Below are 14,184 nucleotides of genomic sequence, written 5' to 3'. Positions count from 1 at the left end.
AGTAACTAAAACAAAACACAGCGATTAAAAAAGAAGCTTAAAGTAAGAAAACAACATGTAAAAACGTGAAAAATAACATTGCCAGACATGGGAGGATAACCCAATGGCTAAGTATAGCAATATCAATAGTTTTAATGCTTTACAGACGCTAACAGTAGGTTCCAGCAATTATCAGATTTTTAGCTTAACCCAAGCCGAGAAAAAGCTAGGTGACATTGCCAAACTGCCGAAATCATTAAAAGTACTGTTGGAAAACTTATTACGGTTTGAAGATCAGCACAGTGTTAAAACAGAACACATTTATGCTCTAGCTGAGTGGCTAAAAACCCGTACCTCAGATCAAGAAATTCAATATCGACCTGCACGGGTCTTAATGCAAGATTTTACCGGCGTTCCGGCAGTCGTTGACTTAGCCGCAATGCGCGCTGCAATGGCCGAAGCGGGGGGCGACCCTGAAAAAATTAATCCGTTATCACCTGTAGATCTGGTTATTGACCACTCTGTGATGGTAGACCATTTTGCCGATGATCAGGCTTTTGAAGAAAACGTTCAAATTGAAATGCAGCGAAATGGCGAGCGATATCAATTTTTGCGTTGGGGACAATCTGCATTTAATAACTTTAGTGTTGTGCCACCGGGTACCGGTATTTGCCATCAGGTCAATTTAGAGTATTTGGCTCAAGCAGTGTGGTTAGGTGAAGACAACGGACAAACCTTTGCTTTCCCTGACACCTTAGTGGGTACAGACTCACATACCACTATGATTAATGGTCTAGGGGTATTAGGTTGGGGTGTTGGGGGTATTGAAGCAGAAGCTGCCATGTTAGGCCAACCTATTTCTATGCTCATTCCTGAGGTGATTGGTTTTAAACTAACCGGCAAATTACAAGAAGGGATTACGGCAACTGACTTGGTGCTCACCATTACTCAAATGCTTCGCCAAAAAGGTGTGGTAGGTAAATTTGTAGAATTCTATGGAGATGGTTTAGCCGACTTACCACTTGCTGACCGTGCAACTATTGCCAATATGGCACCTGAATATGGTGCAACTTGTGGTTTCTTCCCAATTGATGAAGTGACTTTGGGTTATTTGAAATTAACAGGTCGTCAAAGTGACCGTATCGCATTGGTGGAAGCATATAGCAAGGCGCAAGGCTTATGGCGTAATCCGGGTGATGAACCTGTGTTTACAGATACGTTAAGTTTAGATATGAGTACGGTTCAGGCAAGTTTGGCAGGTCCAAAACGCCCTCAAGACCGTGTGCTTTTATCGGAAGTACCTAAAACGTTTAATGCGCTCATGGAATTAACCCTTAAGCCAGCCAAAGAAGCGAAAGAGCGTTTAGAAAATGAAGGCGGTGGCGGTACGGCTGTAGAAGCGACCAAAGCCAATATTCAGCATGAAAGCCCATCTTGTGTAATTGAAAGACAAGAATATCCGTTAAATCATGGTGATGTCGTCATCTCAGCAATTACTTCATGTACCAATACTTCTAACCCAAGTGTAATGTTGGCAGCTGGTTTACTTGCTAAAAAAGCAATTGAAAAGGGTTTGCAGCGTAAACCGTGGGTAAAAAGTTCACTTGCGCCTGGTTCTAAAGTCGTGACCGACTATTTATTGGCGGCTGGGCTTACGCCGTATTTAGATGAGTTGGGCTATAACTTGGTCGGATATGGTTGTACAACGTGTATTGGTAACTCAGGTCCTTTACCTGAACCAATTGAAGATGCAATTCAGTGTCATGATCTAAACGTGGCATCTGTACTCTCTGGTAACCGTAACTTTGAAGGCCGCGTACATCCATTGGTTAAAACCAACTGGCTTGCTTCGCCACCACTTGTGGTTGCTTATGGTTTAGTTGGGAATATCCGTACCGATTTATCGACTCAACCAATCGGGCAAGGTAAAGACGGGCAACCTATTTACTTAAAAGATATCTGGCCAAGTCAGGCAGAAATTGATGCCGTCTTACAAAAAGTAAATACTGACATGTTCCACAAAGAATATGCTGCGGTGTTTGATGGTGATGAAAGTTGGCAAGCGATTCAGATTCCAAAAAGTAAAACTTACGAATGGGCTGATGACTCGACCTATATTCGTCATCCGCCGTTCTTTGAGGGTATTGGTGAGCCACCAAAACCAATCAAGAATATTGAACAGGCACGTATTTTGGCAGTGCTTGGTGACTCGGTAACCACTGACCATATTTCACCAGCGGGTAATATCAAAAAAGACAGTCCAGCTGGCCGCTATTTACAAGAGCAAGGTGTTGAGCCAAAAGACTTCAACTCTTATGGTTCACGACGTGGTAACCATGAAGTCATGATGCGAGGCACCTTTGCTAACATTCGTATTAAGAACGAAATGCTCGGCGGCGAAGAAGGCGGTAATACCATACATGTGCCAAGTGGTGAGAAGCTTGCCATTTATGATGCGGCAATGCGTTACCAACAAGAACATACACCGCTTGTGATTATTGCTGGTAAAGAATACGGAACAGGTTCTTCACGTGACTGGGCTGCCAAAGGAACGAACTTGTTAGGTGTAAAAGCTGTCATTGCTGAAAGTTTTGAACGTATTCACCGTTCAAACTTGGTGGGTATGGGCGTGTTGCCATTACAGTTTGTTGATGGACAAACCAGACAGTCCCTCAACTTAACGGGTCATGAAGTCATTTCGATTCGTGGTTTATCGGATGGTATTCAGCCTCATGAAATTCTTGAGGTTGATGTGAAAGGGCCAAATGGAGTAGCTAGTCATTTTAATGTGTTATGTCGAATTGATACGTTAAATGAGGTTGAGTACTTTAAGGCAGGTGGTATTTTGCATTATGTACTACGGAATTTGATTGCTTCATAAATCGATAAACTTAGCACAGCCTTATAATGAATGTGTATGAGCTAATGTTGACTATATAGGCGTATCCTTACTTTTTAAGGATAAAAAGTAACAAAAATCCTTTGTCGGGCTGACGGTATATCCTTATACCGCAACCCAACTGGGCGGCATCCATGCCGCCTGTCACGTTAGTAAATAATGACTTAAATCTTAAATAATATAATTTGATTTATAATGATAAGACTTGTCGTGAACTCAAATATCGCTATCTCAAGTTTTCTTTGATCTGAAATACACTTTCTTCTGAAAAGCAGTAAAATACCTCCCGTGTTTTATATCCCTTCAAAGAGTAGCAATGACCGATCTCCAACAAGATGAATATGACCGCCGTTTTGCAGGTGTAGCCAAAATTTATGGTGATTCATCGTTCCAGCATTATGAACAAAGTCATGTGATGGTGATTGGTATTGGTGGGGTCGGCAGTTGGGCAGTAGAAGCTTTAGCGCGTACAGGTATTGGTGAGATCACATTAGTCGATATGGATGTGGTTGCGGCATCAAATGTAAACCGTCAGCTACCTGCAATGACCTCAACTCTGGGCTGTGAAAAAGTTGAAATTATGGCGGAGCGTTGTCGCCAAATTAACCCACGCATTAAAGTCAATATTATTGATGACTTCTTAACACCTGAAAATGTTGTAGAGCTTTTAAACCCTGTACCAGACATTGTTTTGGACTGCATCGATGATGTTAAAGCAAAACTGGCTTTAATGCTCCATTGTCGTTTTAACAAAATTCCTTTGATTGTATCCGGTGGGGCAGGTGGTAAACTCGATCCACTTAAAATTCGCGTGGCCGATCTATCAAAAACAGAACAAGACCCAATGTTAGCGAAGCTACGTAGTCAGCTTCGCGCTCGCGGCATTTGTAAAAAGCCAAAAGAGAAATTTGGCATTACCTGTATTTACTCAATCGACAATCCATTTTCAAGCGCAGATGTCTGCCCATCGGCGGGGTTGCGCTGTGGTGGCTATGGTTCAGCGGTGGTGGTGACTTCAAGCTTTGCCATGATTGCTGTAGCCGAAGTTTTGAAAAAACTCGATTTAAAGAAAGCCTAATTTAAATATGGAAAAGGCATGCTCTTAGGTGAGTGCATGCCTTTTGTTTTGGGAAAACTATTTAATCATACAGCTCTATATTGTCTTGTTTGGGCTGTGTGGGTAATTGCTGATCATAAAATTTAAAACACCATAAAATTAAAATAACGATGGTGCATATTGCGAAACCTTTTAAATACTTCATGAAGAATTCAATCAAGTGAATGGTCTTGATTAAAATTCTAGCGAAGGAGATCTATCTAATCTAATATAGAAAATAGACCAAATGATCTAATTTTGAGATGATAATGCTCACATTAAAACAATTCCAATATTTCATAAAAATTGTTGAAGAAGGGAGCTTTACCGCTGCTTCCGAAAAGCTATTTATTGCCCAGTCTGCTTTAAGTCGACAAATGAAACTATTAGAAGAAGAAATTGATTTTCAGTTGTTTGATCGTACGGACAAAAGAGCAAGACTCACGCCAGCGGGAGAGGTCTTCTATAAGAAAATAAAAGATAACTTGCTTTATTTAAATGAAATTATTGTTCTATCTAAAAGTGTTTCGGAAGGGAAAAATCGACAGATTAAAATTGCTCATTCCAGCAGTATTGTCGTGGATAATACAAAGGTGCAGATATTAAAAGAAGTTAGCTTAACGCAGCAGTTGAGCTTTGAGATCAATACCTTATCATCCGAGCAGCAAGTCTTAGCGTTATTAAATGGTGAAATTGATATCGGTTTGATCCGCCCACCAGTTCGGCATAGTTTAGATGGTATAAATACTCTTAAGTTATATGAAGAGCCTTTAATGGTGGCTGTGCATATTGATCATGCCAAGTTTTCTAAATCAGAAAAGGTTTATTTAAAAGACTTAAAAGATGAGTGTTTTGTATCAACACCTCATGCTGAAAGAGGAGGCTTAAGTTATTTGGTCGCAAATCTGTGTTTAGCCGCAGGATTTACCCCACAAAAAGCCTCCATTCAGTCGCGTAAGATTTCACAGTTACAGCTCGTGGCGGCAAATTTAGGGGTAGGTATTGTTCCTGCGGAGTTTCAACAAATCTTACCTGCCAATGTAAAACTAATACCTTTGGAAGATTCCCTATCTCTTTCGGAAGTTTTGCTGGTCTATAGAAAGGACCATGATGAAATCATTCAGCACTGCGCCGAGCTAATTCATCAAATGTTTCTATCTTAGAAGTGAATTAGCCTAATCTATAGTAAGTATAGGTGACGTTATCATCTTTATAGACGTCATAACTACTTTGTTTAAAGTCCGACACCCATTCGCTTCCTGTGTAACCAGCGATATGGCCGTAAATATGGTTGCGGGTTCTGTGAATGATATAAATGTCGCCTTCTTGTGGCTCATCAAAGGCTGGATTTATTTCTTTATAGCCAATTTTCTTGAGGGTATCGCCCCAATCAGATGCTGCAATCGGATGATTTTCAACATCGGCACCAGCAGACTCAAGCGCAATACGGATGCTACGTGCACAACGCGCTTTACTGCGTCTAGAGGTAATACTTTCTAATTTAGCTACGAATTTTTCTACATCAATGGCTGGAGGAGTGTTGGTTTCAGTGGAGTGATTATTGGGTTTCATGGTGAATGGATAAGGGAGGCTTGGTGTGCTGTGGGATACAACAATGGCTGCCTGATTTGAATCCTGATACATATAGTTATCAGCTACTTGTCCGTCATAAATAATCATCGTGAAATCTCTACCCGTACTACCTATATCCGTATTTAGAAAATCACCACCTACCTGTGGCGTTCAGAGATACTAATGGCCCAAGCTTAAAAGTTTTGTTTATGTTATGTAATAACGTATCTTTTTACCAGTTTTTATTTCTGGCTATGGAAAAAAGAGCTAATTAAAAGAGCTTTTGAAATCATAAAAATTAAGTTTTTGATATTATTGAATATAAATAATTAATCAGAGCTTAATTTTGAATATTTCGAGCCAACATTTGCGAATATACTCAAAATCTAAGTCTCTGATTTAAAATGCCACATTTTCTTACAATTTTAGAAACATGGGCTGGCTTAAAATTGGTGTTCCTTTAAATACTCTTCAGTACGGATAATGGCAGCTTGCATATTATGAATTGCATTCTCGACATCAGTTAAAGTTTTTGCATTTCCACCACTTAGGGCTTGTCGCCATTTGCGAGCGCCCGGTAAATTTTGGAATAAACCTAAAATATGACGCGTAATGATAGAGAGTGGTGCACCTTCAGCTAGACGTTGTTCAATATACGGTAGCATTTGTTCCATAATATCGAAACGATCCGGTGCTTCTAGGTTCCAAAGTTGGCCGAGCTCAGCAAGTAAGTAAGGGTTGTGATAGGCTTCACGGCCAATCATGACGCCGTCAACGTGCTGTAAATGAGCTTGAGTTTCGGCAAAAGTTTTAATACCACCATTAATTTCAATAGTCAGATGCGGGCGTTCTTGCTTTAAACGGTAAACATCTTCATAGCGTAGCGGTGGTACTTCTCGGTTTTCTTTCGGAGACAAACCTTTCAATATCGCAATACGGGCATGTACAACAAAGTGAGTACAACCTGTTGCTGCTACAGTATCTACAAAGTGCAGCATTTCTTCGTAAGACTGCATGTCATCAATACCGATACGGTGCTTAACCGTTACCGGAATATTCACCGCTTTTTGCATGCTGTGAATACATTCAGCGACCAAGTCTGGCTCTGCCATTAAACATGCACCGATTTTATTGTTCTGTACACGGTCACTTGGGCAGCCTACATTCAAGTTGACTTCGTCATAGCCCCAGTCTTCAGCCATTTTTGTGCAAGTGGCAAGTTCTTGTGGGTTTGAGCCGCCAAGCTGCAATACGATTGGGTGTTCTTGAGCGTTATAGTCCAAATGGCGTTTCGCATCGCCAAATAGAATCGCGCCCGTAGTCACCATTTCTGTATAAAGCACAACGTTTGGGTTAAACAACCGTGCAAAGAATCGGTAGTCCTTTGTAGTCCAGTCCATCATTGGGGCTACACTGATTCTTGGAGATTTAATAGTTTCAATGGTTTTGTTAATAGTCATTAAAAATCATACCTTTAATCAGTGTTTTGCAACCTGTTTGAATCTGTGGGAACTCATGTTTAGCTGCGTTAATCGGTTTGCATTTACACCAGAATTTACACCATAATGAAAAAAATGGTTCATGGTGTAAAATTATGGGGTCAATTACTGCCAGAAAAAGTGCAGATGGAAGTGTTAGTTACCGAGCTGCTATCCGGATCAACAAAAAAGGTTATCCTGCTTATTCTGAAAGCAAAACATTTTATTCAAAAAAAGTGGCAGAAAACTGGCTTAAAAAAAGAGAAGTTGAGATTCAAGAAAATCCAGACATTTTACTTGGCAAAGAACAACTGATTGATCTAACTTTGTCAGATGCCATAGATAAATATTTGGATGAAGTTGGGAGCGAGTACGGCAGGACGAAACGCTATTCTCTACTCTTAATTAAGAAGTTGCCAATTGCGCGCAATATTATCACAAAAATACATTCGATACATTTGGCTGAGCATGTGGCTCTAAGACGAAGAGGCGTGCCTAATCTTGGTTTAGAACCTATTGCAACAAGTACACAGCAGCATGAGCTTTTACATATTAGAGGTGTTCTATCTCATGCATCTGTTATGTGGGGTATGGAAGTTGATTTAAGTAACTTCGATAAAGCTACAGCACAGCTTAGAAAAACTCGTCAAATCTCGTCTAGTAAAGTGAGAGATAGGCTTCCTACAAAGGAAGAGTTAATTGCTTTAACAAAACTTTTTGCTGAGCGTTGGAAGTTAAATAAATACGGTACTAAGTATCCAATGCATTTAATTATTTGGTTCGCAATTTTTTCATGTAGACGTGAAGCAGAGTTAACACGCTTATGGCTGCAAGATTATGATTCTTACAACTCTTCATGGAAAGTTCATGATTTGAAAAATCCGAACGGTTCTAAAGGTAATCACAAGTCTTTTGATGTGTTGGAACCTTGTAAAACAATAATTGAACTTTTATTAGATAATGAAGTGCGGAGTCGTATGCTTCGATTAGGATATGATGAACAACTCTTATTACCTTTGAATCCCAAAAGCATAGGAAAAGAGTTTCGCGAAGCATGTAAAATATTGGGAATAGAGGATTTACATTTTCATGATTTGAGACATGAAGGTTGTACGAGACTTGCAGAACAAAGTTTTACTATTCCTGAAATTCAGAAAGTAAGTTTGCATGATTCTTGGGGGAGCTTACAGCGGTATGTTTCTGTGAAGTCAAGGCGAAATGTAATTCAATTGGAAGAGGTGCTACGCCTCATTGATGAAACGTAGCAAAGTCTTTAGCAGCTTCAGAATACTTCTTATCTAAGATATCAGCCAAGTCTTTAACGTGCACCAGAAATGGTGCGCGTTTGCTTGAATCTATTTTAAAGACAGAGAAAGGAAACTCTTGATTATTTGCCTTTCTCAGCGCCTCTGCCTTGCTTAAGTGAGGATAGTAGTCTTGTACTATGCTCATTAATTCGACAGTCATAGAGCGATATTTCATAAATAGGTAATCAGCGGTGTTTAACTGGAATGCACCCATTGTGAAATAGCCTCTTAACTAGTTAGTTTTAAACTTTGAATACAACACATCAAAATTGGACTGTGTATCCCAAATTCGAAGGACTGCATCACTGCCTATCAGGTACGTTTTGAGCAGCTTAATAAGATCTTTGCACCTTGGATCACTTTTAAAAAAATGATTAGTTTGCATAAACCCGTTTAATGGCATAGATACAGGATATGCTTTGCAATTAAATAGGCCTTCCAGATTACCTCGTAAGGCAATGAAAGCATTTTCATCAGAAGAACCAACAGGATCATCTATGAACTGGCGTTCCAGTAAAAACACCAGCCTAAGTGCTAATTGTCCTTGGGGTGTAAGTTCCCATTTCGAAAATACGGCAATAATTTCATTATTTCCACCTTCATTAAGGAAAATGGCGATCATCTCTTTTTTCTGCTGATCTAAATATTGTTGTTTCGAATACATTGGAGTATTCGCTGAAAGCGTAAATAGCATTGGCAAATATAGCTCATGTGTTTCGAAGCCTGCGTAGTCTCTGAATAGAACCTTCATTGTCGAATCAAATAACTCTTCAGCACGACTTTGTTCTGTATTCCAAGCTGTTAAATCCTCACTAAACTGCCTAGTGTTGAGCATATATTGGTAGCCCGTAATTTGATTAGAAAAATACTGATCGTGGCAGTAAATCCCCCCATTAAGCATAGGCCCCATATGTTTAATAAACTGAATAAACAATTCGTTCTCTGGCTTTAGTCGAACAGATAACATCCCATTAGTGACAGGGGAGCCTGTCACTAATGGATATGCTGATCTAATCAACTCAACAGGTTTACTGAGAGATAATGCCTGATTACTATTTTGAGAATTTTGTTTTGCAAACATGCTTGTAGTTTTTGATCTCCCAAGAGCTTTTGCTGACTTCTCAGAACCAATCAGATCGTAAGCCCAAATAGGTTGAATGCTGCATGACGAATGTGTAGCTGCAAGTAAAGCATCTGATGCGTACTTAGTCATGTTACTGTCCTCCTACTTGAGCATCATCTGACTGATCAGAGTCTAGTAGGTTAAGTTGCTCGAACTTGCGTGGACGGCCAAGTTTGGTAGCAGGAACTTTTGGTATTTGGCTTGTTCGGAAGCTCCGAATTTGTTCTCCATTAGTAAAGGCGAAGTACTGATCATTTTTGCATATGTAGTCAAACGTAGCCTTGAGATTCTTAAGCATTTCATGGTCGGTATACTCCAAAATGCCTAAGGCACGATAGCGGTACTCATCTTTCTTCATATTGCAGATAAAAGCAGTCCCAAGATTGTTTGTAGCAACCCTCCATTTCTCAGCAATATATTGCCCCCACGTGATGTCCTCACGATGGTCATTGGCATTGAAGAAGTAATAAAGATGTCCATGGAATCCCTTGGTTGGGGTGTGTTCAATACGCAGGATATACCCGAGCGCTTGCTTAAGCTGATTATGCTTAGATGCATCATAGAACCGAATAAAAGACTCTTGCATAAACTCACTATCATGTTCAGCCTGAGCAAAATCAGTTGAGATAGCAAGCTGTTGAAGCTTAGCTGGATCGCGTATTAATCCTAGGTCTACTCGAACAACAAGGATTCGAGAATGGATCTTGAGTAGAGTCTCTACAAGCTCAACACAACGCTCTTTAGAACGGCGTCGATTACTAGCACGATTCGAAAGTTGTTTACGAATTGAGGCACTGCTCATTCTTATTGCAAACAACTTCTGAAATTTAATTAAAGCTGCAACATAAGCCTGAGCCTGTTCAGATGTGTAACACTGATTGATCAGAGAAAATTCATAAAGGGTATATTGTTCTTCCTTTGAAAGTTCTAAGAATGAATCCTTAAAGGCCTGTAACTCTATGCCCATCTTGTAATTGCCAGAGTGAGCAGACACAAAGATTGTTGTAAGCTGGCACTTAAGCAAAAGTGGAATATCCTTCGCATATTCAACACGTAGTTGCTCTTTGCCCTTAAAACTTTGAACAGATTTAAGAGTAGCGATTGGGCGCTCTTTCTCAAAATACTTGATGAACTCAACACGACTGAGCATTTTTTCAACTTCAGGGTTTATACTCGTTTTGAATATTTTAATCTTACCGTTTTCTGTCATGTACTCATGAGTTGAAAAATCTTCCTTGAGCTGTTCTAGGAATGCATCTCTATCTGCAACTGAGAACTGTGCGATAGGTGGAAGAATTGGTTTAGCTGTGTTGTTCAGAGATTTCATAGTATACCTACATACAAATAATTAATTACGTATCAGGCGTCATGAGGTAAATGCTCTCCCTATGGACATCGTTTAGAAATGTCCATTAGGGTAGGCGTAGAGTGGATATTGGCTAATCTATCTGGAGTGTATTCATCTCAAATGGATACACAATTAAATCAATCTAATCTATAAGCAGTATTTGCTAAGGCACACTGCTTATGACAATAAGTATCTAGTAGATTAATTACATATATCTAATATTACTTATTACAATTGTATTTAAACCGAAAAGCCGATTGCACTTTACTTCGAGAATGCTCTACCAAAAAATGACGGTAATACGAGGACTTTTTAAAAGTTGTGATGTCCTGCGTTATGCAGCATTTAAATGGCTTCGTTGAGCTATTCTTCGGGTGACCCACACCCGTAAATTGCTAAGCTTCCAATTGAATGTACTTATTAATTTGATGTGTTGCTGGCTTAGGTTTGAGTTGGTCATATTGGTTCCTTATGTAGCAAGTTTTGTATGCTTGATTGCATAAGGGAAATTCTAGAAAAAAATTAAGCACCCTCTAAAAATCTGCGAAGAATTTATTTAAGCTACTGATATATATGTATTTAAAATCTTTAAAATATAGAAATTTCATTGTAATTATTACTCTTTTAAAAATTTATTAATTTTTTTTAAGAGCATGTCAGTGTAGAACTAACAGGCTCTAAATAAATTATGTGAGTGATCGGATTTTTATTGGGGTGGGAGGGGAATTCTAAAGTTTTCTACCTTTCTTTTCTATAAAAATGTTCAGCGCATCATATAGGCTTGGCTCGCTTTCCTTTAACCAAGATTTAGCGCTATTCAGTAACTTCATTCTCTGATCGTCGGTTCTAATTTTACTTTTTTGAGTTTCTAAGGCAGAAATCTTTTTCTGATAAAATACTCTTATTTCCTTATAACGTTCGATAGGGCGACCTGCAAAAGAAGTTAGGGGTTGATCACGGTTCTGAGCTTGTATGATTACAGTTTTTTTACCATATTCTTCAATTTCTTTGACTTCAGCTGTAGATAGATCATTTCGAGCTGCAAAAAGAAAATATTCAGCTTCTTCTTTTTTTCGTAAACAATGTTCTATTTCAGCATTGTATTCTTGAGTGAGGTATTCTGGAATTTTTGAGATAGCTTGCTGCTCAATGGCTCCTAGAACCGTATCCATACTTGAGTAAGTTTTTTGATTACTGGTAATAAAACGTTGAACAAGTGAGAGGTAAGTTTTTTTTACCCTCTGGGATTTTTTATGGCTGTTTCGGGCTAATTGAGATTGCCTAATCTGTTTATAGATATCTTCTGGTAGCGTGTAGATATAGAAAGAACAATCATAATGTTTGGAGTAGAGACGAAATGCTTCTTCAAAATGTTTCTCAGCTTGTTGTGCTGTTTTTTTGAATATTCTGGTTTTAGTTGATACCAAGTTTTTGAATTTACGAATTTCAGTCGCGATTTCGCCATAGTGTCGGGCAAGTCGGTCCTCTTCGGGAATGTAGATGTAAATTTCCGATTTACCTCGAAGTAATGGTGGGGGTAATCTCCATGCCTGTTGACGGAGAGCCTTTTGTTCTGGCGATTCTTTTAATAAGCCTTGATCAAGCTGTTCATAAAACCACTTTCGGTCATTATCCGTCATTTCTTCACTGATAGGTTCCATTTGTTCGGGTAAATAAGCTTTGTAGTGTTCGGCATAGGCTGATGGCAAACCATAGGGAAATTTATGTCTTTTAATAATATGTTCTTCAAGTTGGTCAATTAAGCCAATAAGTTTTTTGATGTTACTCGTAGATGTGGTTTCTTGTTTAGCCTTAGCATTTTTTTTAGCTGAAGTTGCCATGTAATCAAGTTCACTTATTCATTTTAAAAGAAGTGCATATATTATAAGTCGTAACTACTTATAATTTAAAAATGATTTAGCTTAACTTGAGAGTGAATTATGAGCATTTGTAGAGGGGTGTTAGGTGTTAAACTGCACTCCATTTATGTACCGACTTATGATGATTCTGTACCGACTTGCGATGTTTTGGGTGAAAAGTAGTCAAAATCAAAATGTAGCTTAGAGTTATAATTGTTGGACTAAACTTGTAGTACTGTGAAGCATTCTACTGGATTATAAATTTATTATGGACTGAATCAAGTGCTAGAAAATCACTCATTATTGGTTAGTTAATAGTATGTCTTTGTATTACTAAAAGGTCTCAATAGCGTTTCATTAATTGCAATGCAAGATTGTAGGCTACGGTTGTAGAAATTGACTCTGCTATAAAGAACTCTTGGGGTGGGGTGAAGTTTAAAGCCTGCTTTCGATAACGCGTCTGCTTTCCTGTCTGTTTGTCTTTAAAAATAAACTCATCCTGAGCATGAGAATATTCTTGTCCATACAGTGGACCACCAAGACACTTTAACCGAAACACTGAATCATCCTTAAATTTACCTAATGGTTAGTTTAAAGAATTAATCTAATGAAAAACAATAACAATCACTTTACGACTTAGTCGATAGATCATTGACACCTTAAATATTGCACATTATCCTTTGCTTGCTGGCCACATTGCCAGTCGGTTTTGACAGACCGTTTTATTGGGTTGCATCAGAGTTATTCCTTCTGAGGAATAATTTTGAGGGTACATCTCGTCTCCTCCCGTTGCGGTAGGACGGGAGAGGGACACTTTCGAGTGTGCTGGTGTCAATCCAATCCGGTCTGTCAACCCTTTCTCGTTCTGCCACCATAATTCTCTAATGCTTTGGCAGAACTCCCAATATAAAGGAGTTGGCTATGCATATTCTTTTTATAACGCCTGATTAGTTTTAATAGGATTTGATGAACTTCTAGTTTCTCAAGCTTTAGATCTTTTCGTCTAAAAATTTACTTAAAAAAATGTCATGTGAGCTACACCATGGCAAGGCTTCGTGTTGCCTAAAAAAGCCTAAGCTCCATGACGACGTCACTGGATAAAATGATGAAAAATAAAATTTTGATGGGTTTGGTAGGTGTCAGTATTTTGTTGGTTACTGGTTGTTCTTCTGATTTCGAAAAGGGTATGAAACAAAGCTGTAGGAATACGGGAGGAAGTCGCAGTTTCTGTTCCTGCTTCTACGACAGGATGGAAGAACATTATGGTGAAGAAAAGCTGGAGGCGATTGGCATGATGCAAGTCAGGATGCCAGAGGATTTCGAAGAGGTGTCTTTTAAGTCTGGTCAGCAATGTGCACATAAACTTTAGAGCTCGTATTCACATTAAATCTTAGTTTGTCTTTTGATCTCACCTGCTGCCATAGAGCAGTGGGTTGGATAGGCTTACCTAAAAAAATGAGGAATTTACAATGAAACATCCATTGATTGGCCTTTATTTCACCATTGTGATTGGTTATTGGCTG

Annotated in this window: 11 protein-coding genes; 5 read left to right on the top strand and 6 right to left on the bottom strand. The window is 39.0% G+C overall.

Features of this window, described 5'->3' with window-relative positions:
* Nucleotides 1–103: 103 nt before the first annotated feature.
* The 3 genes from acnA (at nt 104) to AC6BYQ_RS21875 (ending at nt 5,137) form a co-directional block, all read left to right on the top strand.
* On the top strand, nt 104–2,860 hold the full coding sequence (acnA, locus tag AC6BYQ_RS21885; protein WP_001151971.1) for an aconitate hydratase AcnA: 2,757 nt from the start codon (nt 104–106) through the stop codon (nt 2,858–2,860).
* A gap of 334 nt (nt 2,861–3,194) precedes the next feature.
* Nucleotides 3,195–3,956 carry a tRNA threonylcarbamoyladenosine dehydratase gene (locus tag AC6BYQ_RS21880; protein WP_000130929.1) on the top strand — a complete coding sequence of 254 codons (762 nt, stop codon included), beginning with the start codon at nt 3,195–3,197 and terminating at the stop codon, nt 3,954–3,956.
* 287 nt (nt 3,957–4,243) lie between these two features.
* Nucleotides 4,244–5,137 carry a LysR family transcriptional regulator gene (locus tag AC6BYQ_RS21875; RefSeq protein WP_000956778.1) on the top strand — a complete coding sequence of 298 codons (894 nt, stop codon included), beginning with the start codon at nt 4,244–4,246 and terminating at the stop codon, nt 5,135–5,137.
* Nucleotides 5,138–5,144: 7 nt separating this feature from the next.
* Here AC6BYQ_RS21875 and AC6BYQ_RS21870 read toward each other — a convergent pair whose 3' ends face one another.
* Together AC6BYQ_RS21870 and dusA are read right to left on the bottom strand one after the other, a co-directional pair.
* The gene (locus tag AC6BYQ_RS21870) at nt 5,145–5,654 is read right to left on the bottom strand and encodes a hypothetical protein (RefSeq protein WP_000587862.1); all 510 of its coding nucleotides are present in this window, start codon (nt 5,652–5,654) and stop codon (nt 5,145–5,147) included.
* Nucleotides 5,655–5,989: 335 nt separating this feature from the next.
* Nucleotides 5,990–7,006, bottom strand: coding sequence for a tRNA dihydrouridine(20/20a) synthase DusA (dusA, locus tag AC6BYQ_RS21865; protein ID WP_000154493.1), 1,017 nt, complete (start codon nt 7,004–7,006; stop codon nt 5,990–5,992).
* Nucleotides 7,007–7,140: 134 nt separating this feature from the next.
* On the opposite strand from dusA, the gene AC6BYQ_RS21860 reads away from it, so the two are divergent.
* Entirely contained in the window at nt 7,141–8,289 is a 1,149-nt protein-coding gene (locus tag AC6BYQ_RS21860) for a tyrosine-type recombinase/integrase (RefSeq protein ID WP_000534873.1), read from the top strand.
* On the opposite strand, the gene AC6BYQ_RS21855 is transcribed toward AC6BYQ_RS21860, so the two are convergent.
* The 4 genes from AC6BYQ_RS21855 to AC6BYQ_RS21840 all read right to left on the bottom strand — a co-directional run bounded on the left by AC6BYQ_RS21855 (nt 8,273) and on the right by AC6BYQ_RS21840 (nt 12,643).
* Nucleotides 8,273–8,545: a pyocin activator PrtN family protein gene (locus tag AC6BYQ_RS21855; RefSeq protein ID WP_000500676.1), complete on the bottom strand. Its 273-nt coding sequence runs from the start codon at nt 8,543–8,545 to the stop codon at nt 8,273–8,275. The genes AC6BYQ_RS21860 and AC6BYQ_RS21855 overlap by 17 nt on opposite strands.
* Nucleotides 8,546–8,563: 18 nt before the next feature.
* Nucleotides 8,564–9,544, bottom strand: coding sequence for a hypothetical protein (locus tag AC6BYQ_RS21850; protein WP_000170392.1), 981 nt, complete (start codon nt 9,542–9,544; stop codon nt 8,564–8,566).
* 1 nt (nt 9,545) lies between these two features.
* Nucleotides 9,546–10,781 (bottom strand): YagK/YfjJ domain-containing protein, encoded by a 1,236-nt coding sequence (locus AC6BYQ_RS21845; RefSeq protein ID WP_000838814.1) that lies wholly within the window; start codon nt 10,779–10,781, stop codon nt 9,546–9,548.
* Between the two features lie 749 nt (nt 10,782–11,530).
* Nucleotides 11,531–12,643 (bottom strand): hypothetical protein, encoded by a 1,113-nt coding sequence (locus AC6BYQ_RS21840; protein ID WP_000235770.1) that lies wholly within the window; start codon nt 12,641–12,643, stop codon nt 11,531–11,533.
* Nucleotides 12,644–13,742: 1,099 nt separating this feature from the next.
* Between AC6BYQ_RS21840 and AC6BYQ_RS21835 the strand changes: the two genes are divergently transcribed.
* Nucleotides 13,743–14,030 (top strand): YceK/YidQ family lipoprotein, encoded by a 288-nt coding sequence (locus AC6BYQ_RS21835; protein ID WP_000213574.1) that lies wholly within the window; start codon nt 13,743–13,745, stop codon nt 14,028–14,030.
* Nucleotides 14,031–14,184: the final 154 nt, after the last annotated feature.

This window comes from Serratia sp. LTN-2 (genome assembly GCF_059740205.1).
Note: the sequence above shows the minus strand (reverse complement) of the source record. Positions and strands in the feature narration are given on the sequence as shown.